Origin of the sequence: Burkholderia ubonensis (genome assembly GCF_902833085.1) — a bacterium.
Taxonomy (GTDB): Bacteria; Pseudomonadota; Gammaproteobacteria; order Burkholderiales; family Burkholderiaceae; genus Burkholderia; species Burkholderia ubonensis.
Genome location: NZ_CADFEB010000003.1, coordinates 716816 through 739689 on the forward strand (window position 1 = coordinate 716816; position 22874 = coordinate 739689).

13 protein-coding genes and 1 pseudogene are annotated in these 22874 nt (G+C 65.3%); 5 read left to right on the forward strand and 9 right to left on the reverse strand.

What is annotated here, in order from left to right; genetic code table 11:
- Positions 1–13: 13 nt before the first annotated feature.
- On the reverse strand, positions 14–3943 hold the full coding sequence (locus HWX31_RS35370) for a beta strand repeat-containing protein (RefSeq protein ID WP_425129507.1): 3930 nt from the start codon (positions 3941–3943) through the stop codon (positions 14–16).
- 678 nt (positions 3944–4621) lie between these two features.
- Positions 4622–6580, reverse strand: a pseudogene (locus HWX31_RS35375) (ESPR-type extended signal peptide-containing protein); the annotation flags it as partial.
- A 492-nt stretch (positions 6581–7072) separates the two neighbouring features.
- Between HWX31_RS35375 and HWX31_RS10635 the strand changes: the two are divergent.
- Positions 7073–7906 (forward strand): response regulator transcription factor, encoded by an 834-nt coding sequence (locus tag HWX31_RS10635; protein ID WP_174961529.1) that lies wholly within the window; start codon positions 7073–7075, stop codon positions 7904–7906.
- Between the two features lie 62 nt (positions 7907–7968).
- Here the strand turns inward: HWX31_RS10635 and HWX31_RS10640 are convergent, their stop codons facing one another.
- Entirely contained in the window at positions 7969–10113 is a 2145-nt protein-coding gene (locus tag HWX31_RS10640) for a TonB-dependent siderophore receptor (RefSeq protein WP_174961531.1), read from the reverse strand.
- 490 nt (positions 10114–10603) lie between these two features.
- On the opposite strand from HWX31_RS10640, the gene HWX31_RS10645 reads away from it, so the two are divergent.
- Positions 10604–11620: an extracellular catalytic domain type 2 short-chain-length polyhydroxyalkanoate depolymerase gene (locus tag HWX31_RS10645; protein WP_174961483.1), complete on the forward strand. Its 1017-nt coding sequence runs from the start codon at positions 10604–10606 to the stop codon at positions 11618–11620.
- Positions 11621–11673: 53 nt separating this feature from the next.
- On the opposite strand, the gene HWX31_RS10650 is transcribed toward HWX31_RS10645, so the two are convergent.
- Both HWX31_RS10650 and HWX31_RS10655 read right to left on the reverse strand, forming a co-directional pair.
- The gene (locus HWX31_RS10650; protein WP_174961485.1) at positions 11674–12225 is read right to left on the reverse strand and encodes a glutathione peroxidase; all 552 of its coding nucleotides are present in this window, start codon (positions 12223–12225) and stop codon (positions 11674–11676) included.
- A 136-nt stretch (positions 12226–12361) separates the two neighbouring features.
- Positions 12362–14908, reverse strand: coding sequence for an EAL domain-containing protein (locus tag HWX31_RS10655; RefSeq protein WP_174961487.1), 2547 nt, complete (start codon positions 14906–14908; stop codon positions 12362–12364).
- 779 nt (positions 14909–15687) lie between these two features.
- On the opposite strand from HWX31_RS10655, the gene HWX31_RS10660 reads away from it, so the two are divergent.
- The 3 genes from HWX31_RS10660 to HWX31_RS10670 all read left to right on the forward strand — a co-directional run bounded on the left by HWX31_RS10660 (position 15688) and on the right by HWX31_RS10670 (position 18420).
- Positions 15688–16593, forward strand: coding sequence for a LysR substrate-binding domain-containing protein (locus HWX31_RS10660; protein WP_174961489.1), 906 nt, complete (start codon positions 15688–15690; stop codon positions 16591–16593).
- A 132-nt stretch (positions 16594–16725) separates the two neighbouring features.
- Positions 16726–18012 carry an MFS transporter gene (locus HWX31_RS10665; protein ID WP_174961491.1) on the forward strand — a complete coding sequence of 429 codons (1287 nt, stop codon included), beginning with the start codon at positions 16726–16728 and terminating at the stop codon, positions 18010–18012.
- 72 nt (positions 18013–18084) lie between these two features.
- Entirely contained in the window at positions 18085–18420 is a 336-nt protein-coding gene (locus HWX31_RS10670) for an H-NS histone family protein (RefSeq protein ID WP_059750209.1), read from the forward strand.
- A gap of 241 nt (positions 18421–18661) precedes the next feature.
- Here the strand turns inward: HWX31_RS10670 and HWX31_RS10675 are convergent, their stop codons facing one another.
- Genes HWX31_RS10675 through HWX31_RS10690 form a run of 4 tightly spaced genes read right to left on the reverse strand, consistent with a single transcriptional unit; the run spans position 18662 to position 22867 of the window.
- Positions 18662–19747: an enolase C-terminal domain-like protein gene (locus HWX31_RS10675; protein ID WP_059714247.1), complete on the reverse strand. Its 1086-nt coding sequence runs from the start codon at positions 19745–19747 to the stop codon at positions 18662–18664.
- A 28-nt stretch (positions 19748–19775) separates the two neighbouring features.
- Positions 19776–20843, reverse strand: a complete 1068-nt coding sequence (locus HWX31_RS10680) for a DUF6817 domain-containing protein (RefSeq protein ID WP_059714187.1) — start codon at positions 20841–20843, stop codon at positions 19776–19778.
- 25 nt (positions 20844–20868) lie between these two features.
- The gene (locus HWX31_RS10685; protein WP_157378006.1) at positions 20869–21918 is read right to left on the reverse strand and encodes a TauD/TfdA family dioxygenase; all 1050 of its coding nucleotides are present in this window, start codon (positions 21916–21918) and stop codon (positions 20869–20871) included.
- A gap of 10 nt (positions 21919–21928) precedes the next feature.
- On the reverse strand, positions 21929–22867 hold the full coding sequence (locus HWX31_RS10690; protein ID WP_059657201.1) for an AEC family transporter: 939 nt from the start codon (positions 22865–22867) through the stop codon (positions 21929–21931).
- Positions 22868–22874: the final 7 nt, after the last annotated feature.

A 22874-nucleotide genomic window follows, 5' to 3' on the forward strand; every position in this document is an offset into this window, starting at 1 on the left:
CCCGGCCTCTGCGTTACTTCCACTGATACAACATGCCGGCGCCCACGACGCGCTGGCTTCCGCTGAAGCCGCCGTTCAGCGTGGCCTTGAGGTTCTCCGTGATACGGGCCTGCATGCCGAGCGCCATGGCCTTCTGGCCCGAGAACGTCGCCGTGCCGACCCCCATCGCGAAATTGGAATCCCGGTCCATGTGCGGGATCGACGCGATCGCGGCCGTGGCGGCAATCCCCTGGCGCGCCATCGCGTCCGTCTGCTGGACCTGCTGCTGCACCTGGTTGATCTGGTTGCCCAGATTGTTCACCGACGTCGACAACGCGCCCGACACGGCGTTCAGCTGGTTGACGTTGACCGCGTCGGTCCCTTCCGTGCCCGCCGCGACGTTGACGACCTGCCGCGCCGACGTGGCGGAGCCCACCGAGAGCACGCTCGAGCGCCCGCCGTCGCTGCTGCCGGTGCCGATGGCCGCCGAGTTGTTCCCGGTTGCCGTCGCACCCACGCCGATTGCCGTCGAGCCGTTGCCCGTCGCTTGCGCACTGTTGCCGACCGCCGTGCTGCTCGCCCCGGATGCCACCGCCCCCAACCCACCCGCGGAAGCGTTCGAACCGGTCGGCGCCGGCGCGCCGTTCGGGCTGGCCGGGTTGGACGTAAACGATCCACCCGTCGATCCACCGGTATTGCTCGTCCTCTGACTGATCAGCGTGGTCAATTGATTGGCCACCGCGTCCAGTTGCGACACGTTGACCGCATCGGACCCGATACGGCCCGCGGCCAGCCCGGTGATCTGACGATTTCCGACGTTCACTTCCCCCGCGGACGACTGTGGCGAGCCGAGCCCGTACGCGACGTAGTTGTTTAGCGCGCCGACCGTCGTCAGCGAGCCGGCGCCGAGCGCAACGCTGTTCGCGAATGTCGCGCTCGCGCCGGCGCCCAGTGCGACCGCATCGATCGCCGTGCTGTGCGCCCCCGAACCGAAGGCCATGCCGCCCGCCTTGAGCGCCGATGCATTCGCGCCTTGCGCAAGCGACTGCGCGCCCGCCGCGACCGAACCGCTGCCGAGCGCAATCGCGTCCGCCTGCGCCGAGCTCGCGCTCTGACCGATGGCGATGCCGCCGGGCGCGGTCGAATCGACGATCGCGCCGTTGCCCATGCCGATGCCGTTGTCGCCGTTGACGACGGTCGTCGGGCCGACCGCGACCGACTCCGCCCCCACCGCGAGCGAGTCGGTCTGTGCCGAGTTCGCATGGAAGTACTTCTGGCCAGTCACTGCAAAGGACGCCAGCGCGCCGGCGAGTTGCCGAACCGTGACCGCGTCCTGCGCCTGCGTGCCGTCGGCAACGTTGATCAATTGACGATAGGTGTTGCCGCTCGCATCGCCGAACGACACCGCGCCGAGCAAAGTTCGATCGGACGTGTTGAACGGTATCGAATGGCTGCCGACCGCGATCGACCCGATGCCCGACAGGACGGCCCGGTCCGACACGGAGCCCGAGCCGATCGCGACGCCGCCCGCGACCGACACGTTCGACTGCGTGCCAAGCGCCAGACCGTTGGCTGCGGTCGCCTGCGCACCATTGCCGGCCGCCAGGCTGCTCGTCCCGCTCGCGATGGCCTGCGGGCCGATCGCGACGCTATCGGCGCCGATGGCCTGACTGTCGGCCGCGGTGGAGTTCGCGCGGAAGTACTTGATGCCGCCGCCGTTCTGGATGCTGTTGACGGCATTCGTCACGTTGGTCACGTTCTGGTTCGTCGCGTACAGTTGCGAGCCGTTGACCGCGTCCGTGCTGGTCGGGCTCAATGCGCCGGCCGCGACGTTCGTGATCGTATTCGGACCGCTGCCGCCATGCTTGGCGCTGAACGCGCCGGCGCCGCCGTTCGCCGTCGGGTCCCACAACAGCGCATCGTTCTGCACCTGACTGACCTGCGAACTGACTGCCTGCAGCTGGCTGACGTTCACGGCATCGGTCGGCGCGGCGCCTGCCGCCACGTTCGTGATGCGGCGCTCGGCCCCCGCGGCCCCCACCGACACTTCACCCGCGGGCGTCGCGCCCGCCAGCGGTGCGGTACCCGGGTTGTATGCGGCGAGGCCCAGATTGGCGTTCGTCGTCGAATTCGCGCCGAGCGCGACCGAATTCGCGGAGGTCGCCTGCGCGTTGCCGCCGATCGCGACGCTGTCCGTGCCGGTCGCCTGGCTGTCCGGCGCCGTGGAATTGGCATGGAAATACTTGATCCCGCCGCCGTTGGCCATGTTGTTGATCGCCGTGGTATTCGCGGTGACCTGCTGGTTCGTCGCGTAAAGCTGCGAGCCGTTGACTGCGTCGGTGCTGTTCTGGCCGAGCTGGCCGGCGGCGACGTTCTGGATCTGCCGTTCCGCGCCGGACGCGCCCACGCTCACCGCGCTCGTCGGATTCACGCCCGCGAAGCCGTAGTGGGTGCCGCCGATCGTCGTGCCGGGTGTCGGGGCCGCCGCCGTGGTCGTCGAATTAGCGCCGAGCGCAACATCGCCCGCATTGGTCGCGACCGCATTCGTGCCGATCGCGACACTGTCGGCGCCGAGCGCGCGGCTGTCAGCGCCGGTCGAATTGGCGTGGAAATACCTGATGCCCGCGGTCGTCCCGCCGCCCGTGATCGCGTTCAGCACGTTCTGGACGGAGCTGTACGTGTTGCCCGCATAGCTGAGGCTCGCCGTCACGGCGCCGGTCGCGCTGTCGTAGGTGCTGCCGCCGCCGAGGCTGGACGCGACGCTGTTGCCGAGCGTATTGACACCGGCAACCACCGAGAACAGCTGCGATCCATTGATCGCATCGGTGCTCGCCGCCGAGATCACGCCCGCGGCGACGTTTTGCAGCTGCCGCTCCCGGCCGGCGGCGCCGACCGATACGACGCCGTTGGCCGCGCTCGCGAGGCCGGCCGCGGTCCCGCCGTACAGTGCGGTCGTGCCCGTGTTCGGAGCAGCCGTCGTACTGCCGGCGCCGAGCGCTACGCTGTTGGCGAGCGTGGCGTTCGCACCGGCGCCCAGCGCCAGCGCATTGATCCCGTTGCTATGCGCGCCGGACCCGAGCGCCACCCCGCCCGCGTTCAGCGCAATCGCATTGGCGCCTTGTGCGATCGACTGCGCGCCGGCGGCCGTTGCGCCGCTGCCGAGCGCGATCGCGTCCGCCTGCGCCGAGCTCGCGCTCTGGCCAATGGCGACGCCGCCGGGCGCGGTCGAATCGACGATCGCGCCGTTGCCCATGCCCACGCCGTTGTTGCCGTTGACGACGGTCGTCGGGCCGACCGCGACGGCATCCGTTCCCACCGCGAGCGAGTCCGCCTGGGTCGAATTCGCATGGAAGTACTTCTGCCCCGTCACCGCGAACGACGCCAGCGCGCCGGCGAGCTGGCGCACCGTGACCGCATCCTGCGCCTGCGTGCCGTCGGCGACGTTGGTCAATTGACGATAGGTGCTGCCGCTCGCATCGCCGAACGACACCGCGCCGAGCAAGGTTCGATCGGACGTGTTGAACGGTATCGCGCGACTGCCGATCGTCACCGATCCGGCGCCGGACAGGACGGCCCGATCCGACACCGAGCCCGAGCCGATCGCGACGCCGCCCGCGACCGACACGTTCGACTGCGTGCCGAGCGCCAGACCGTTGGTTGCGGCGGCCTGCGCGCCATTGCCGGCTGCCAGGCTGCTCGTTCCGCTCGCGATAGCCTGCGGGCCGATCGCGACGCTGTCGGCGCCCGTCGCCTGACTGTCCGCTGCCGTGGAGTTCGCGTGGAAGTACTTCAGGCCATGAGAATTGATGTTGTCGATGGCCGAGCCGACGTTGTTGTTGATCGTCGTCGTGCCGTCCGTGTTGTACGTCGTGTACGACGGAGCGGAGAGCGTGCCGGTCGTCGAATTGTAGGTTGCGCCGCCGCCGAGTGCCGTCGCCGTGCTGTTGCCGAGATTGTTGGTCATGCTGATGACCGTGCTCACGCCGGTCGACAGCGAGCTGATGCCGGTCGACGTCGAGGTCGAGAGCGATGCCACCGAGCTGTTGGTCGACGAGAGGCCGGTCGACAGCGAACCGATGCCGGTCGACGTTGACGTGGACAGCGATGCGATCGAACTGACTGCCGACGAGAGACCGGTCGATGCCGAGGTCGACAGCGATGCGACCGAGCTGTTGGTCGACGAGAGGCCGGTCGACAGCGAACCGATGCCGGTCGACGTCGACGTGGATAGCGATGCGATCGAACTGACTGCCGACGAGAGACCGGTCGATGTCGAGGTCGAAAGCGACGCCACCGAGCTGTTGGTCGACGACAGTCCGGTCGACAGCGAACCGATGCCGGTCGACGTTGACGTGGACAGCGATGCGATCGAACTGACTGCCGACGAGAGACCGGTCGATGCCGAGGTCGACAGCGATGCGACCGAGCTGTTGGTCGACGAGAGGCCGGTCGACAGCGAACCGATGCCGGTCGACGTCGACGTGGATAGCGATGCGATCGAACTGACTGCCGACGAGAGACCGGTCGATGCCGAGGTCGACAGCGACGCCACCGAGCTATTGGTCGACGACAGTCCGGTCGACAGCGAGCCGATGCCGGTCGACGTGGACGTCGACAACGAGTCGATCGCCAGATTCGTCGCATTCAATTGCGAGCCGTTGATCGCGTCCGTGCTCACCGAACTGATTCGCCCGGCCGCTACGTTGGTGATCTGCCGCTCGCTGCCGCCGGCGCCCACGCTGACGACACTGGTCGGATTCGTTCCCTGAAAACCGTACGTCTTGCCGCCGATCGTCGCGCTCGCGGTGGGATTCGGCGCAGCCGTCACCGAGCCGGAGCCCAGCGCGACGTCACCCGCATTGTTCGCGACCGCCGACGAACCGAACGCAAGCGCGCCGGCCGCCGCCGCCGTCGACGTATTGCCGAGCGCGACCGAACCTTGCCCCTGCGCATTGTTCGAATTGCCGATGGCGACTGCGCCGTCGCCGTTCGCCGTATTGTTCGAGCCCGCCGTCACGGCGCCGGTGCCGATCGCCGTGCTCGGATCGCCGATGGCCACCGCGCCGTTGCCGCTCACCGTTTGCCCTTCGCCGAGCGCCACCGCGCCGGTGCCGCCGAGCACGCGGGAGTTGTGGCCGCCCGCGATCGAACCGGTGCCGGCAACCGCCGCCACCACGTTGCTGTCGCCGATGGCCACGGACGACGTCGCGAGGGCTTGCGACTTGAAGCCGACCGCCGTCGCATCGCCGTTGCTTGCCACCGCCTGGTTGCCCAATGCGATCGCGCTGCTTCCTGACGCCGTTGCGTTCGTCCCCATGGCGATCGCATTGGTGTTGACGCCCGTCTGCGCCGAGTCGCCTATCGCAATGGACGAGGCGCCGGCCGAGTTGGCGCCGGTGCCGATCGCAATGGCGCGAATGCCCGACGCCGCGGCGCCCGCCGCTGCCGCCGGCGCGGACGAACCGCCTTCCGCGACGGCATCGGCGCCGCCCAACGCTATGGCGTTTGCACCGCTGGCGCTGGAGCCGTTCATCATGCCGAGCGCGTTCACGCCGCTGGCGGCGGCTCCCGCGCCCAACGCCACGGCGTTCTGCGCCGAGGCCTTGGCCACCGTTCCCGCTGCGAGCGAAGAGGGGCCGGACGAAGTCACGTCCGTGCCGATCGCAACCGCCCCCGCCCCTGTTGCGCCGGTGCCCGCAACCGTACGCGCCCCCAGATACACGGCATTGAGGCCGCTGGCGATGGCTTGGAAGCCGAGAGCCGTGGTGTGCTGTGCAGACCCGTTGGACAGATAACCCAGCGCAAGGGCTTCAGGCCCGCCCGCCGCCGCCTGGAAGCCGATCGCGGTGGCGAAGTCGCCGGTAGCGGCAACGTCGGTGCCGATGCCCGTGGCCGATTGTCCGGTCGCGCCGGTGCCAGGAGCCGTGCGCGCGCCCAGGTAAATGGAATTGAGCCCACTGGCAATGGCCTGCATGCCGATCGCGACGGCATTCTGCCCGCTGGTGACGCTCCCCCAGCCAGCCGCCAACGAATACGCTGTCAACGCGCTGGAACTGACGCCGAGCGCGGTGGCGTTCCCCGCCGACGCAACGGCGAAGGTGCCCAACGCGCTGGCGCCGGCCGCGGTAGCCTTGGAACTGACGCCCAGCGCCACCGAATTGATGCCGTTCGAGACCGTGCCCCCGCCCAGCGCCATCGAGCCCTGCCCCGTCGCCGCGGCGCTCTGGCCGAGTGCGACCGTGTATTGCCCGTTTGCATTCGCCTGGTAGCCGATCGCCGTCGCCCCGGCCTGATTGGCTGTCGACTGATAGCCCACACATGTGAGGCTGCCGCTATAAAGGTTAAAGGGCGGCGCCGTGCAGTCCACCTGCGCCTGTGCGTGCACGCTCCATCCGCCCACACCGATCAGCGTCAGCGCGACGAGACGCGTCGGCGATGTACTCCACCCGGTGTTCCCGCCTTTCGATTCGCGCGCCTCTCCGCCTTCCACGGCTGCGCTTCTCGACGACGCAACCCGCTTCCCCCGCGCACGATCCAGCTCGGACGCCGCAACCCATGCGCCCAATGCTTCGTTCCAGATTGTCCTGAATGACTTGTTCATCTAAGTTTCCCCTCGGTTTTCACGTACTTGACGACGCAAAAGCGATCCCTGCAGAGAGCGATGACGCTCCGCTGGCCTTCTTCAATACACTTCGGATTACTGAATTAGATATGGAAGTGCTTATTGCCTTCCTCTTCGCTCACGAAGCCGTACCCAAGGTCGCAAGCCGGCTTCAGCGATATGGGCGTAGTGTGCAAGGATTCAGCGAGACGGACTTTTTTCCGGGCGGAAATATTCTTTTCTGGAGCGGACAACGCGAACATTCATTTCGCGTCGGGCATTCGAAGATTGCAACGCGACACCCAATCAAATCCGGAATAAACATTCACCGGTAATTCACAACAAAAATGCCGCGCTGCAGCACAGGTCGTGCGACCGTGCAGGACCCCAAACCGTCTCTTCCGCCCGCTTATGATTTTTGCAACAATGGCACGCCCGTGGCCCCCGATGCCGTCGGTCCAACAAGATCCGCTCCCCAACTCGTTTCCAACCATGTCATCTTGCTTGTCCGGTTCGATGTCGCTTCGTGCTGCGCCCGATCTTGCCGACGCACATATTCTCGTCGTCGACGATCGCCCGGACGAGCTCCGTTTACTGATCGATATCCTGCGGGTCGCGCGCTGCAGGATCAGTATCGCGTTCGACGGCTTGCAGGCCTATAACCGTGCTCAGGCCATCTCCCCGGACCTGATCCTGATGGACGTGCGCATGCCCCGCATGGACGGCTTCGTCGCTTGCCGGCTGCTGACGTCGGCGCCCTCGACGCAAGCCATCCCGATCATCTTCCTGACTGCCGTCGGCGACCTCGAGGACCGTATCGAAGGGCTCGAAATCGGCGCGGTCGACTACATCGTCAAACCGTTCGAACCGGCCGAAGTCATTGCGCGGATCCGGAATCACCTGAAAAGGGCGCGCGGCATCCGGCCTCTCGAGCATCTGCCGGTGCTTTCCGACAATCCGGATGCATCGCTGGTGCGCGCCGCGAGCGAGATCCTGCTGCGCGACCTGCGCAATCCGCCGGCGCTCGACGATCTCGCCAGGCTGGTCGGCACCCACGAAAAGCGCTTGTCCCGGGCGTTCCGCGACAATCTCGGCCAGACGGTATTCGAATATCTGCGCGACACGCGGCTGCGGATCGCCCATCGCTTTCTCGCCGAAACGTCGATGGGCATCGGGGATATCGCCGTGGAGATCGGTTTTTCCGCGGCAGGCAATTTCGCCACGGCGTTTCGCGAACGCTTCGGCGTCACGCCGTCGGATTGGCGAAAGCAGTGCATGCGGGGTGATATGGCCCACACCGCCGAAGCGTGTCAGGCCGATGCATAGCGCATCGAAGCATGCATCTTCGGATGCGCATGGCGAGGCTGACCTGGCATGCCGTCACGCGATCACCAGTCGTATTTCGCGGTGGCCAGCACGGTTCGCTCATTGCCGAACACGCAGACCTCGTAAGAGTTGCAACCACTGATGTAGCGGCGGTCGAACAGGTTCGCGACGTTCAGCGCGAAGCGCCAGTTGCGGATGTCGTAGTGCAGCGCAGCGTCGTACAGCGTATGGCTCGCGATCTTCAGCGAGTTGTCCGGCGCACCCGCGGTCGCGCTCTGGTAGCGGATGCCGCTCCCGATCCCCAGGCCCGAGAGCGCGCCCATGCGCGATGTCCAGTCGACCCACAGCGATGCCATCTGGCGCGGGAGCGGAACCGCGACCGGCCAATTGTTCAGCGACACATCGTTCGCCTTCACGTTCTTCACGTCCTGGTACGCGTATGACGCGACGACGGACAGCTCTCGAGTCGCGTTGCCTGCCACGCTCAGCTCGATTCCTCGCGAGCGCACCTCGCCGGTCTGCACGGACGACGTGCCGGCCGGATCGACACGCGTCGGCGCCCGCGTCACGACGTTCGTCTGGTCGATCTGGTAGACGGCCGCACTCAGCGCAAGATTCCCGGCCGGCGACTGCCAGCGCAGGCCGGCCTCGGTCTGCCTGCCGCGTGTCGGCTTCGGCAAGCCGCCGCCGACCATCCTCACGCCGATGACCGGATTGAACGACGTCGAATAGCTGACGTACGGCGACAGCCCGTGGCCGCCCTGATACGTGAGTCCGATGCGGCCCGAGAACGCACTGACGTCCGCATCGGCTTGCGTGCCCGCCGCGCGGTCGTCCTTGCGCATGTTCACGCGGTCTTCCCGACCGCCGAGTGTCAGCGTCCAGCGATGCCACTTGATCTGGTCCTGCGCGTATGCGCCGAACGTGTTCATCGCCGTGTACTGGTTGACGTGGCCCAGCGAAGTCGGGCCCGAGAAGATCGCGCTCGTGACCGGCGTGTAGACGGGGTGGTAGAGATTCAACGGCCGCGCCAGCGCGAGCCACACGCTGTCGGTCGTCGTCTGCCGGTTGTACTGGAAGCCGAGCAGCACCACATGCTCGATCGGACCGGTGCCGAAACGCGCCTGCGCGTTGTTGTCCACGTCGAAGCGGGCGTAGTTCAGCTGAAACAGCCCCGCGAAGCGCGTCATGCTGGTCGTGCTGCCGTAGGCAAGGCCGTTGCCGAAGACCGATGCATCGTCGAGCGACAGGTGCATCCAGCGCGCGCTCTGGCGCAGCGTCCATATCGAATTCAGCGTGTGCTCGGCCTGATAGCCGAGCGACCATTGCTTCTTTCGGTAGGCGTTGAATGCCGGATCGCCCGTGTAGACATCCGGCGACAGGCGCCCATTCGGGTTCGGCAGCACGGTGCCCCGCGCAGGCAGGAAATTGAATGAGATGTCGCTCCGGTCCTGCAGATAGGACGCCGAAATCGTCAGCGACGTGTCGGCGTTCGGCCGCCAGCGGAACGACGGCGCAAGCGCCACGCGTCGATCCGCATGCGGGCCGGTCATCGCATTGCCGTCGCGCGCGACGCCGACGAAGCGATACGCAGCCGCATTGCCGGGGTCGAGCTTGTCGCCGACGTCGAACATGAGCTGTTTGCGCGCGTAGTTGCCGATCTGAACGCCCGCTTCACGGATGCGCTCACCGTCGGCCTGCTTCGTCCGTGCGTCGACGATCGCGCCCGGGTCGCCTGCCCCGTACAGCCCCGACGTCGGCCCACGCAGCACCGTGACGCCGTCGATCATCTGGGGATCGACGCGCCAGCTCGCGATGGCTGCCGTGTTCGGCGCCTGCAAACCGTCGACGAACAACGTGGGCGTAAAGCCGCGCAGCGCCGCATACCCGTCGGTGCGGCTGTCGGACCCGAATGTCGAGAAGCCGGGCACATAGCGGAGCGCCTGGTTGAGATCGGTCGCGCCGGTCATCTCGATCTGCTGCGCAGTGACGACGTTGATCGTCTGCGGAACCTCGGCGACCGGCGTGTCGGTCTTCGTGCCGGTTGCGGTGCGCATTTCGACGAGCCCGCTGGACGCCCCCGTCGCCTGTACGGTGATCGCCGGCTGCATCGCCTGCGCGTATGCGTTGCCGGCGAGCGTCGCGCACGATATCGCTCCAGCAGCGAGTGCAAACGTATCTCGCACCGTGCTCGTTGCCCATTCCATCTTCAGTTGCTCCGTCATGCAGGTGGCCTTTCGGGTTGGTCCGCCCGTCCAAGAGCAACATTCGTCCTGTGGCCTCCCCGTTGTTTCCCTGGAACGTCACATGCATGCCTCAGCGTGCTTCGTCCGGCTGCGCCGTGTGCCGGCCTCTCGACGATATCGGCAGAAAGCTGCATCGTCTTTAGTTGCCCGCGACCGTCGGCCCGAAGCTCGAGAACGTGGCCCCGCCTCGATTCCTCGTGGACCGCCGCACCGAATGCGAACGATCGCCGCACCTGTCAGAAAAAGCAGGTGCCTCAACAATCGTTTTTCATGCACAGTTTTCCCCCGCGGGGGGCTGCCCGCTTTCCGCCTCCGGCGCTTCGATGCCCCGCTTCAAGATTCACGCAATCGTATCTGCTTGTGTCGTGACGAACGCGGCAGTCAGGTATTCGACTGCCTCGCCCATGAACGCTTCGCGCATTCGAACCCTCGACGAAACAGGAGGTTTGCCGTGAAATTCCACCGCACCCTGGCGGCTGCCGTACTCGGCACCGCGTTGTGTTCCCGTGCCGCCTTTGCCGTCGATCCGCTGCCCGCGCTGGGCGCCGATCCCGCCCATACGTCCGTCTCCGGGCTGTCGTCCGGCGCGTTCATGGCCGTGCAGTACCAGGTCGCCTACTCCGACTCCGTGGTCGGCTCGGGGATCGTCGCCGGCGGCCCGTACTACTGCGCAACCGGCAAGCTGGCGAACACCGGCAAATGCATGGGGATGCTCCCGGTCCTGCCCAATCCCGCGCAGTTGCTGCGCGCCGCCAAGGACTTCGCCGCGCGCGGCGAGATCGATCCGCTCGCCGGCCTGCAGAACGACCGCATCTACGTGTTCAGCGGCACCAAGGATACGGTGGTGCACCAGCGGGCCGTCGACACGACCGTGTCGTTCTTCAAGGACGCCGGCGTGCCGGCCGACAATCTCACCTACGAGAAGACGATCCCGGCCGGTCATGCGCTGATCACGCCGGATTTCGGCAACAACTGCCCGATCACGGCGACGCCCTACATCAACCATTGCACGGTCAACAAGCAGAGCTACGACCAGCCGGGCAAGTTGCTGTCGTTCATCTACGGCCCGCTGAATCCGCCGGCCGACCAGCCCGCCGGCAAGATCATCGCGTTCAACCAGCGCGAGTTCGCCGGCACCGCGACCGGAATGGCCGAGCAGGCGTATGCGTACGTGCCGCAGGCATGCACGCAGGGCACCGCGTGCCGGGTTCATGTGGCGTTCCACGGCTGCAAGCAATCGGCGAGCGTCGTCGGCGACGACTTCTATCAGAAGACCAGCTACAACCGCTGGGCCGACACCAACAACATCGTGGTCCTGTATCCGCAGGTCGATGCGTCCAAGGTGCCGAACAACCCGAACGGCTGCTGGGACTGGTTCGGCTATACGGGCAAGGACTACGCGGTGAAGGCCGGCGCGCAAATGGTGGCCGTCAACGCGATGATCGGGCGGCTCACGTCGAAGCCCTGACGCGGTGAGGTGAACGCATGCGCCGGGCGGGTGCGGCGCATGCGGGGACGCGCTTACTGCGCGTTCGCCAATTCGGCGTCGATCGCGGCGACGAGCGCGGGATCGTCCGCGCCGACGTTCGGCGCGAAGCGTGCGACCACCTTGCCGTCGCGGCTCACCAGGAACTTCTCGAAGTTCCACAGCACGTCGGGCGCCGGATTCGGCTCGATCCCGTACCCCTTCAGGCGCTCGCGGAACGGGCCGTCGCCCGTGGCCTGCGGCTGCGCCTGCGTGAGCGTGCGATAGAGCGGATGCTGATCGTCGCCCACGACCGAGATCTTCGCGAACAGCGGAAACTTCACGCCGAACGTCGCGCTGCAGAAGGCCTGGATTTCGTCATTGGTGCCCGGCTCCTGGCCCTTGAAGTTGTTCGCGGGGAACGCGAGCACTTCGAGGCCGCGTGCGCGCTTGTCTTCGTAGAGGGCTTCGAGGCCTTCGTATTGCTGCGTCAGCCCGCATTTCGACGCGACGTTGACCACCAGCAGCACTTTGCCTTCGAACGGGCGCAACGTGGTCGGCGTGCCGTCGATGGCGTTCACGGGGATGTCGTAGAGGGGCGAGGTCATGCGCGAGTCCTTGCGGTTGGGGGAGACGATGACGTTCGCGGCAGCGGCGCGTACGGTGTGGTGGGTATCGTAGCAGCACCGGCAAAAACGCGCCGGAGCCGACCGCGCATTGCCTGCCATCCCGACACCCGCGCGCTCACCCGGCCAGCAGTGCCGCCCCGCAATCGTCTCCGGCCGCCGCGCGGCCGTCGCCGCGCCCCTGCGAGATCCCGACCAGCTGTTCGGCCGGCTGCGGCCGTGCCAGCAGGAACCCTTGCACCTGGTGGCAGCCGATCTCCTGCAGGAACGCCAGCTGCTTCTCCGTCTCCACGCCCTCCATGACGACGTCGAGGCCGAGCGCGCGCCCCATCGCGACGATCGCGCGCACGATCGCGTCGTCCGGACTGTCCGAGCCGCAGTCGGCGAGAAACGACCGGTCGATCTTCAGCGTATCGACCGGCAGGTCCTTCAGATACACGAGCGACGAATAGCCGGTGCCGAAATCGTCGATCGCGAGGCTGATCCCCCGGGTCGCCAGCTCCCGCAGCAGAATCCCGATTTCCTCGCGCGTGTTCATCGCCATGCTTTCGAGCAATTCGAGCTGCAGGTATTCCGGCGGCAACGCAGTCTCGCTGAGTATGGTCGTCAGGTCGGTGAGGAAGCTGTCGGCGAAGCACTGCCGCGCCGACACGTTCACCGCGATGCGGCCGAATTCGAAGCCTTCGTCGAGCCACCTGCGCGCCTGCCGGCATGCTTCGCGCAGCACCCACCTGCCGATCGGCACGATCAGCGCGGATCGTTCCGCGAGCCCGATGAACTCGCCCGGCGGCACGAGCCCCTTGTGCGGATGCAGCCAGCGCAGCAGCGCCTCGACGCCGACGATCCTGCCGCTCGACAGGTCGTATTGCGGTTGGTAAAAAAGGCGGAATTCGTTCTGCTCGAGCGCGCGGTGCAGTTCGCCGAGCGTTTCGAGCTGCTCCATCGCCGACGACGTCATCTTGCTCTCGAAGAACTGGAAGACGTTCCTGCCCCGGCTCTTCGCGCCGTACATCGCCTGATCCGCGAGCTGCATCAACTGCTCCGCGTCGGTGCCGTCGTCGGGATAGATGCTGATGCCGATGCTCGGCGTCACGAAGATCTCGCGGCCGCCGATGTCGATCGCCTGCCCCACTTCATCCAGCAGCTTGCGCGCAATCCGCCCGACGTCGCGGACATCGTCGAATTCCTCGAGGACGAGCGCGAATTCGTCGCCGCCCATGCGCGCCACCGTGTCGCTCGCGCGCACGCCCGCGACGATCCGGCCGGCCACCACCTTCAGCACTTCGTCGCCGGCGTTGTGGCCGAGCGTATCGTTGACGAGCTTGAAGCGATCGAGATCGACGTACATCACCGCGACCTTGCGGCTGCGCCGCTTCGCCTGAATGATCGCGTGCGCCAGCCGCTCCTCGAACAGCGTCCGGTTCGCGAGGCCGGTGAGCACGTCGTGCGTGGCGAGGTAGCCCAGCCGCTCCTCCGCCTGACGCCGCTGGGTGATGTCGGAGAAGATCGCCGCATAGTGCGAGATCTTGCCGTCGTTGTCGCGAATGCAGGTGATCGTCAGGTATTCGAGGAACAGCTCGCCGTTTTTCCGGCGGTTCCAGATTTCGCCTTGCCAGTGGCCGTCGGTCGTGAGCGAATGCCAGAGCTTCCGGTAGAAATCCGGCGTCTGGCGGCCGGAACTCAGCAGGCTCGGATCACGCCCGACCACTTCGTCCTCCGTGTACCCGGTCAGGCGCGTGAACGCCTGGTTCACGCGCTCGATCCTGGCGTGCCGGTCGGTCACCATGATGCCTTCGAGCGCCGACTCGAAGACCCGGTCCGCCATGCGCAGGTTGAAGCGGGCGAGGCCGAGCGCTTCGTCGCGCTCGCGCAATGCGCTGCGAAGCTCGTTGACGTATTCGTGCTCGATGCCCTGCAGGACGTCCGCAAAACTGAGCAGCCCGGTGAGCGCGCCGTCGTCGTCGTGAATGCCGACATGGCGCATGTTCTGCTGCATCATGTAGCGGTGGGCCGCATACAGGCTCTGATTCGTGGCCAGCATCTGCAGCGGCCTGCTCGCATGCTCGCCGACGGCCCCCTGCAAGCCGCCGCCCGCAATCAGCCGGACGACGTCGCGCTCGGTCACGATGCCATGCTCGCCATCGTCGTAGGCAACCAGGACGGCATCGAGCTTCTCCGCGCGCATCCGCGCGACGACATCATGCAGCGCGACATGCTCGGGCACCATGACGGGCGAATGGACACGGATCGACTCGATCGGCTTCAGGCGCAGGAAGAACTCGGCCCCCTGGTTCACCACGACGTCGGTCTGGGTCAACACGCCGATCGCAACGCCGTCCCTGACGACCACGAAATGACGGACGCCCGACTGCTTGAACTTCACCGCCGCTTCGCCGAGCGGCGTATCGGCCTCCAGCGTCAGCACCGGGCTGCTCATCACTTCGCCGACCGGACGGTCGAGCGCCTGCGGGCTGTCCCCGGCCGCCAGCGCGTCCTGCTCGGTCCAGATGCCGACGGCCTTGCCGTCCTCCATCACGACGATCGAACTGCAACGCTCGGCGAAGATGCGTCGGGCGACCTCTCGCACCGGCGTGGCTCGCGTGCAGGAAAGTATCGAACGCGCGACGAGGCGCGCAACGGGAACATCGTAGGTGCTCGGATACATGCTCAGACCAAATCCAATGACCGCGCAAACAGGAATTGTGACCGATCGCTCGGCGCGTCGCGGCGGAGAACACGGCACACTGGCCTCGATGGCGCATTTGACGATCCTGTGTCAACCTGGCCCACGCTTTGGGTCGCACAGACCCAGAGGTGGCCATCCCGGGTTAACGACAGGTTCGGCCAAGAGTTGAGGGCCGCGGCGGCCACGGACGCAGCGCGCCGGCAGGTCGACCGGCGACGACGGCTTTCATTTTCCCGACAACAGGCCCGTCGAACGGGTCAATCGTGCCGGTGATTGATAAACGCTGCGCCCGGAAAGCAATAAACACAGCGCATATTCAGCGAATAAACCCGTGCAACAAAGACATCGCACGTCGTTACCTTACAGTTTCTCAATAATTCAATAATATTGAATATTAAAATAAAACATTCCTATTTTATGCACTTTGATGCATCCGGGCGAATCATGCACCGGATTTACGGGAATGACGACGTAGAGTGGGTATTCAGGAGATCCGCGCCGGCGGTTCTTGATTATTCGGGCCCATTCCGATAGCGTGCCGCACACCGTCAAGAAACACATCACTCGGCTGTTTCATTCATCGCGACATACCGGGTTCCGGACAGCGTTGACCTGTTATCGGTTGACGGTGACAGGAAGCTGCTCCGAAGAAAGCTTCGTTTGAACGACCATTTTTTCGACTGCTGAACGATGTGCCGTCAAGTGCCTGCTTACGCTTGCGATCGCACGTCGGTCTAGCCACGTCATATGGAACGCGCATGAGAATTCACCCGATTCCGCCCCTGCAATGCCTGGTCTTCTTTGATGCCGCCGCCCGGCATGGCAATTTCACGCGCGCAGCCGAGGAACTGAACGTGACGCAAGGTGCGGTCAGCAAGCAGGTCGTCAAGCTGGAAAGCTTTCTCGGCATGCAGTTGTTCGTGCGAGACGCAAAGGCGCTTCATCTGACGCGTGCCGGGCAAACCTATGCCGACCGGATTCACGACATGCTGGTTTCCTGCTCGGAAGCCACGGCGCTCGTCATGAAAGAGCCGACGCCCCACAGCATCACGATTGCCTGCGCATCCGGCACGGCCGGCATGTTCCTGACTTCCATGATTGCCGAATTCAGCCGCGAGTATCCGAGCGTGGCGATCCGGATCCTGGTTCGGGAGGGTGTTTTCAATCTGAATCCCGCCGAATTCGACATCGGCGTTTATTACATTCGCGATGCGCCGCCCCCCGGCATGAGCGGCATTCGCATCATCGAGGAAGAGGTGCACGCGTATTGCGCACCGGATTATCTGGGCCGCCGGCGCGTGTTGCCGTTCGAGTTGATGAGCTCGACATTGCTGGTCGCGGAGGAACAGCAGCGTCAATGGATGAGCTGGCGCGACTGGTTTCATCTATGCGACAGCGAGATCACGTACAAGCCGTTGCGCACGATCACCGCCAACAGCTATCCCGTATTGCTGCAGCTTGCGCAGCGAGGCCACGGCGTCATCCTTGGATGGAACCACATGATCACGCCGCTGGTTGAAAGCAATGATCTGGTGCTCGCGTCGGATGCAAGCGCGAGCTTCGGCGGCGCGTACCAGCTGGTTTGGCCCGACGATCGGCGCGATACGGCAGCCGTGGCGCGATTCCGGGAGTGGTTGCTGAAGCGAATGCCGAGGAGGCGATAACCAGGCATTCCAGAAACTCGGCCTTGCCAGAAAAAATTTCAGAGTAAATAGTCAGGAAAAACCCGTACCATTGGCTGCGCCGCTGATTCATGCCAATGGCGCCACAACATCAATATCCGAGGTCACAAGAATATGGAAACCACCGTTGGCTTGCACGGGAGCAGGCAAGACTCCACCGCGCAGGAAAGAACAAAGGCCGTCGTCGCCGTCATCATCGGAAATGGATTCGAGTGGTTCGATTTTATTTCTTATGGCTTCTTTTCCGTCATTATTGCGAAACTATTCTTTCCCACTTCGGATGACAACCTTTCCCTGTTGCTGTCCGTTTCCACGATCGGCGTCGGATTCTTCATGCGGCCGGTGGGCGGCATCATCCTCGGGGGCATGGCGGACAAGATCGGGCGTCGTGCAACGCTGGTCATCACGATAACGTTGATGACCATCGGCACGGCATTGATTGCCTTTGCACCGACCTACAAGGACGCCGGAATCTTTGCGCCGTTGATGATCGTGTGTGCACGCCTGCTGCAAGGTTTTTCCGCCGGCGGCGAAATGGGCGGCGCCACCGGATTCCTGAGAGACCACGTTCCTGCCGAGCGGCTGGGCTATTACACGAGCTGGATTCAGGCGAGCATCGGATTCGCGATCATTCTCGCATCGGTTCTGGCGGTCGTGCTCGTCAAGTATCTGAGCGTGGATCAGGTCGAGTCGTGGGGGTGGCGCATACCGTTCCTGATCGGCTTGTGCCTGGGGCCGCTCGGCATCTACATCCGCAACCAGGCGCATGATTCCACGGAGGACGTGACGCGCGTTCGGGAGCGTACGCCGGTGATCGAGATTGCGCGTCGCTGGAAGAGCAAGACGTTGATCGGGTTCGGCCTGGTGATCTTCTGGACCGTCTGCTCGTATGTGCTGCTCTTCTATATCCCCACGTATGCAACCAAGGTGCTGCACTTGCCGGCATCGACGGGATTTATCGCCGTTCTCGTCGGGGCGTCGATCGTTCTGTTCGTCACGCCGATTTTTGGTCACCTCTCCGATCGATACGGACGGCGTCGCTTTCTCATGGGAGCGCTCGTCATGGCCATCATTGCCGCGCACCCGCTGTTCAAGCTCTTGAATGCGAGCCCCGGGCTGCATTCGCTGCTGCTGTTCCAGATCGTATTCGGACTGGTTATTGCGTGTTATGAAGGGCCGATCCTCGCCGCGTTGAGCGATACGTTTCCGCGGCAAATCGTCTCCACGGGCATTTCGATTTCGTACAACCTTGCCGTCATTACGTTCGGGGGATTTTCCGCGGCCATTCTCACGTGGGCGATTGCAGCAACGCAGAATAATCTTGCTCCGGCCTTTTACGTGATGGGAACCGCGGCCCTCAGCTTCATCGCAACCGCATGTTGGTCCCCGCGCAAGGATTGAGCCGATCAGTCAAGCGGAACATCTCGTCGAATTCGATGATCCGGGATGGAAATTTATATAGGTGAGTAAAAAATGAGCGAACTGAATTCTGAAACCTATCGAGAGCTCCAGGCCAGATTGAAGTCGGTGTCGGAAGCGGCCGAGATTGCACGGCAAAAGGAAGCCGCGGATGCGATCAAGGCGATACGGCAGACCGTCTGCCAGTACGGTATTTCCGCGGAGGACATCTTTGGCCGGGCCAAGCCGAGCGGCGGTCGCGGGAAACGCCGTGGTTCGGTCGCCCCGAAGTACCGCAACCCGGAAACCGGCGCGACGTGGAGCGGTCGAGGCAGGCCGCCGCTGTGGATCGCGGGCCGCAGCCGCGACGCGTTCCTGATCACCCGGCAGCACGAACGCGGCGCGAGATGACGGCTCGCTCGCCAGGGTTCCGACGGGGTTCAGGCGAATGATCGCCGAGATGGTCCGTCGCTTTCCGGCTCGGGCACCTGCCCGGCCCCGAGTGCCTTAGGCGCGGCTGCATGGCCGTGTCCCGTCTTCGCTGGGTGGCCTTGAGTACCAGCAGATGGTTTCAGGCGATTGCTTGACGGCAATCGCCTTTTTTCTTGGCCGGGCCAATGCGATTCGGGGCGGCGCGGTGATCTCCCTGGTTCTAATCGACCAAATGCCGCGCAACCGCGTCGTCGTTCCAGACGATTCCGCTGCCGGGCGTGTCATCGACGATCGCCATCCCGTCGACGACGCGCAGCGGCCGCGCGAGCAGCGGTGTCGCGATGCCCAGTGATTCGAGGTAGTGCGCTCCCGGCGTGACGCGCAACAACTGTGCGCTCACTTCCGGAAACACGTGACTCGACACGCGCACACCAGCTGCATCGCACAGTGCCGCGCCGCGCAGCCAGCCCGTCACGCCGCCCGCCTTCATCAGATCGAGCATCATCAGGTCGCTCGCGCCGTGCGCGAGCGCCTTGCCGACCTCGCGGGGCCCCCAAAGATTCTCGCCAAGTTGCACCGGGGTGCGGATCGCGGCGGCGATCCGCGCGTTGCCCGCATAGTCGTCGTACGCAGTCGGCTCCTCGATCCACTCGATCCGTTCGTCGTCGAGTGCCGCGCAACGCACGAGCGCGTCCGCGACGGACAGATACTGGTTGTAGTCGACCATGACGCGCACCTCGTCACCGACGACGCGCCGTACTGCGCGAATCGCGGCGAGATCCTCGGCGAGCGTCGGATAGCCAATCTTGATCTTGAGCGCGCGATAGCCGCGCTCCATCGCTTCGGCCCCGTCTCGCTCCGCCTGTTCGACGCCGGCCATTCCGTAGCTCGCATACGCTGCCACCGGCCCCGGCCCACCGCCGAGAAGCGTCGCAAGCGGCACGCCGAGCGTGCGCGCAAGCGCATCCCATGCGGCCATGTCCAGCGTCGCGAGCACGATCCCGACGAGCCCCGGGGTGCCGAGCAACTTGAGGCGCTGGCGCAGCGTCGCGTAGAGCGCGGCCGGCGCGACCGGCAGCCCGGTGAGCATCCCCGCAAGATCGTCGAGCAGCCTGCGTATCGCGCCGAGCGCGACCGGCGTGTCGGTGAATGCGTACGTCGTGCCGCTCGCGCCGTGGTCGGTATCCATATCGACGATCACGAGCGCAGCGGTCGATACGAGACCTGCCGCCGTGCGCACGGGCTTTTCGAGCGGCACGCTGACCGTGCGCATCCGCACGCCGGCAATGCGCAAGCTGCCACGCATGTCGCACGTACCTGCAAGATGATCGGCGTCATGCATCGCGCGTCACCAGTCCAAGGTTGTTGAAATCGCGCAGCGTGCCCGGCCATTCACGCAGTCGCGCGCGTTGTGCGAGCATCGATGCCCACACCACCCATCCCTCCCACGACACGCGCTTGTCCCATTGAATGCCCCAATCGCGCAGCAGCGCGAGCCCCCGTCCTGCGTGTTGCTCCGCGTCTTCGAACCGCCCGGACACCAGATCGATCTGTGCAAGCATGAGATGCGGTTCACCCACCCACGGGTTCATTTCAACCGCGCGTGCGAGCATGCCGCGCGCGTGCTCGCGGTCAACGAGCGGCATCTGGAGCGTCGCGACTTGCCAGTAAAGCGCGGCGGCGGCCGCTTCGTCGGCTGAATCGAGGCGCGCGGTGCACTGCGCGAAGATCGGCGGCACGGGTTCGGCTAGCCCGCGCAGATGGCGCGCCAGCCGCGACGCGAGCGACAGCGCGGACGAGCCGGGCCGAAACGGCCCCGGCCACAGCGTGACGGCCCAGTTCGGCTGGGCGTCCAGCCGACCGGTGTGCGGATAGCTCGCCATCGTGTCTTCCTGCCAGCTGTACCACTGCTCGACGAGATCGGCGAGCGTGACGACGAGGAACAGCGCGACCTCGCGCGGACTCAGCTCGAATGTCTCGCCGTTGCGGTCGAGTGTGATGCCTTCGCGGCAGTCGGTTCGCTCATCGAGCAGCGCGAGCACGAATGCGGTACGCGGAATCGTGCAGAAACGATGAATCGTCCGTTCGACGTCGGCACCGATTTCGTTCGCGAGCACGTCGCGTCCCTCGTGCGGGTCGAACAGCGCAAGATCGACGTACTCGTTCGAATAGACGCTATGGAAGAGCCCGCACAGACACGTCTCGCGATCCTGCCGCCACAGCTTCAACATACGGTACACCCCGACCAGGTGGTCGCGGAACGTTGCGTGCTTGTGCCAGCTCTGCCCTGCCCGGCGCTTGTTCAGCAACGCAAGCAAACGCGGGTATTCGGGGTCGACGGCCGCCCAGTCGTCCGCGAGCCACGCGTCGACCTGCCAGCCGTTGTCGTCGATTCGATCCATGATTCTTCTCCGCTTCGATACGGCATCACGCCGCGTGACGTTGCCCGGCGGCTTGCGTGCCGATCAACGCTGTGAGGATCAGCCGCTCGCCTTCGAACTGCCGGCGGCCGTGCCCGCCGAGTACGTTGTCGAGCAGCAGCAGGTCGCCGCGCTGCCAGCGTACGGGCCGCGCGGCAGCGTCTAAAACGTCGGCGACATGCAGTACGTCGTCACGATCGAGCGGCGTGCCATCGCCATGACAAACGTCGTCGAGCCGTTCCGGATGTTCCACGAGCGCGCGCTCGAGCCGCCCGGCGAGCGCATGGCGGCCGTCACGGCGCGCCCAGCGCAGTGCGGCGTGCGGCGAGAAGATGTGCACCTGGTTGAACCACACGAGATCGTGCGTCAGCGGATGCCGGCGCATCGCGGGCAAGACCTCCTGCCACAGCTGCAGCGAGCCGTCCGCGAGCCATTCGGTGCGCCAGCCGCGCTCGGTCGCGGCGCGCTCCGCGAGCCGACGATCGTCGGTCGCGAACACCTCGGTCCATGCCTTCGGCACGCCCGGCCGGTCGTTGACGTACTCGGGCAACGGCAGGTTGCGGCGCAGTTGCAATCCCCTTTCCGCAATGCGCGCACGCACTGCCGGATCGATCCGCCTCGTCACGTCACGCATGTCGGCAACCGTCGTCTCGCCGCCGGTCGCGGCGGGCGTCACGCACAGGAACGCGATGCGCGGTGGAAAGTGCTCCGTGTACGACATTTCCTGATGCAGCGGAATCGAGTAATCGCGCGGCACCTCGGTCGCGGTCATGATGTTGCCGCGCACCGCGCGACGCGGCGACGTGCCGCCGATGTACGGCATCGTCCCATTGCCGAGCGCGCCGGAGACTGCCTCGAACGCTGCCGCGTTCGCGAGCCTTTCGAAACCACGGATCAGTACCGCGCCGTGCCGCAACACCGCCGCGTCTACGCGCACGCGCTCGTGCGCAAGCCATGCGCTGATCTGTTCCGGCGCGGCGGCGCCGCCCGCAACAATCCGCCATACGAGCGGCACACTGCCGCCGTCGTCTGCTGGTTGCTCGTCGAATTCGATCATCATGCCCTCCTCAGGGTTTCGCCCACGCAAGCAGCAAGGACAACGTGAGCACCGACACTGCGGTCGATACGATCGTCATCGACGACGTCTCCTCGACGAGAATCCCGTAGCGTTGCGCAATCACGAAAGAGGTGGACGCCGGCGGCATCGCGGACAACAGCACGACGACCGCCGTCGTCCAGCGGTCGAGGCCGAACGCGCACGAGATTGCGTACGCGATCCCGGGCTGCACGATCAACTTGAACAACGTGAAGGTGGGCGCGGCCGAAAAGCGCGCACCATTCCGATTGCGTTGGCCCGCGAAGAACAGTCCGGTCGAGACGAGCGAACACGGTATCGCAGCCGCGCCGAGCAGGTCCGTGAGACGCGCGAGCGGCGCGGGCGGCGCACCAAACGCGAGCCCGTACGCAATCCCGGCCACGACACCAATCACCAGCGGATTGCGAACGAGCGCCGCCACGATCTTCGCGACGGCCACGCGACGCGCCCCGTTCGTGTGACGCCCTGCTTCGAGCAGCAAGACGGTCAGGCTCACATTGACGATCACGAGCACGGTCGTCGCGAGCACCGCCAGCAGTTGGCCGCGCGGCCCGAATGCGGCGAGCGCCACCGGAATGCCCATCATCGCGGTGTTGCCGCATGTCGCGTTCATCGATCGCACGCCCATCGCGGCGAGTCCGTCGCCGTGCCGCCATGTGCTTATCGCGCACGCGAGCGCGTACCCGGCCAGCATCGACGCGGTCCATGCCACGAGAAACGGCGTGTCGGCGATTTCGGTAGTCGGCGTGTGCGCGAGCACACCGAATAGAAGCACCGGGAACGACACGTAGTAGACAAAGCGGTTCAGCGATTCGGAATGCGCGACCTGCAGCCAGCCGAACCGCTCGGCAGCATAGCCAGCCGCGATCATCGCGAACACCGGAAACATGGTGTACAGCAGTTGAAGCATCACGCCC

Bases quoted from the DNA above. Each gene is read 5' to 3' on its own strand.
- HWX31_RS35370 (WP_425129507.1), bottom strand. From the start codon at position 3,943: ATGACCAACAATCTCGGCAACAGCACGGCGACGGCACTCGGCGGCGGC.
- HWX31_RS10635 (WP_174961529.1), top strand. From the start codon at position 7,073: ATGTCATCTTGCTTGTCCGGTTCGATGTCGCTTCGTGCTGCGCCCGAT.
- HWX31_RS10640 (WP_174961531.1), bottom strand. From the start codon at position 10,113: ATGGAATGGGCAACGAGCACGGTGCGAGATACGTTTGCACTCGCTGCT.
- HWX31_RS10650 (WP_174961485.1), bottom strand. From the start codon at position 12,225: ATGACCTCGCCCCTCTACGACATCCCCGTGAACGCCATCGACGGCACG.
- HWX31_RS10655 (WP_174961487.1), bottom strand. From the start codon at position 14,908: ATGTATCCGAGCACCTACGATGTTCCCGTTGCGCGCCTCGTCGCGCGT.
- HWX31_RS10660 (WP_174961489.1), top strand. From the start codon at position 15,688: ATGAGAATTCACCCGATTCCGCCCCTGCAATGCCTGGTCTTCTTTGAT.
- HWX31_RS10665 (WP_174961491.1), top strand. From the start codon at position 16,726: ATGGAAACCACCGTTGGCTTGCACGGGAGCAGGCAAGACTCCACCGCG.
- HWX31_RS10670 (WP_059750209.1), top strand. From the start codon at position 18,085: ATGAGCGAACTGAATTCTGAAACCTATCGAGAGCTCCAGGCCAGATTG.
- HWX31_RS10675 (WP_059714247.1), bottom strand. From the start codon at position 19,747: ATGCGTGGCAGCTTGCGCATTGCCGGCGTGCGGATGCGCACGGTCAGC.
- HWX31_RS10680 (WP_059714187.1), bottom strand. From the start codon at position 20,843: ATGGATCGAATCGACGACAACGGCTGGCAGGTCGACGCGTGGCTCGCG.
- HWX31_RS10685 (WP_157378006.1), bottom strand. From the start codon at position 21,918: ATGATCGAATTCGACGAGCAACCAGCAGACGACGGCGGCAGTGTGCCG.
- HWX31_RS10690 (WP_059657201.1), bottom strand. From the start codon at position 22,867: ATGCTTCAACTGCTGTACACCATGTTTCCGGTGTTCGCGATGATCGCG.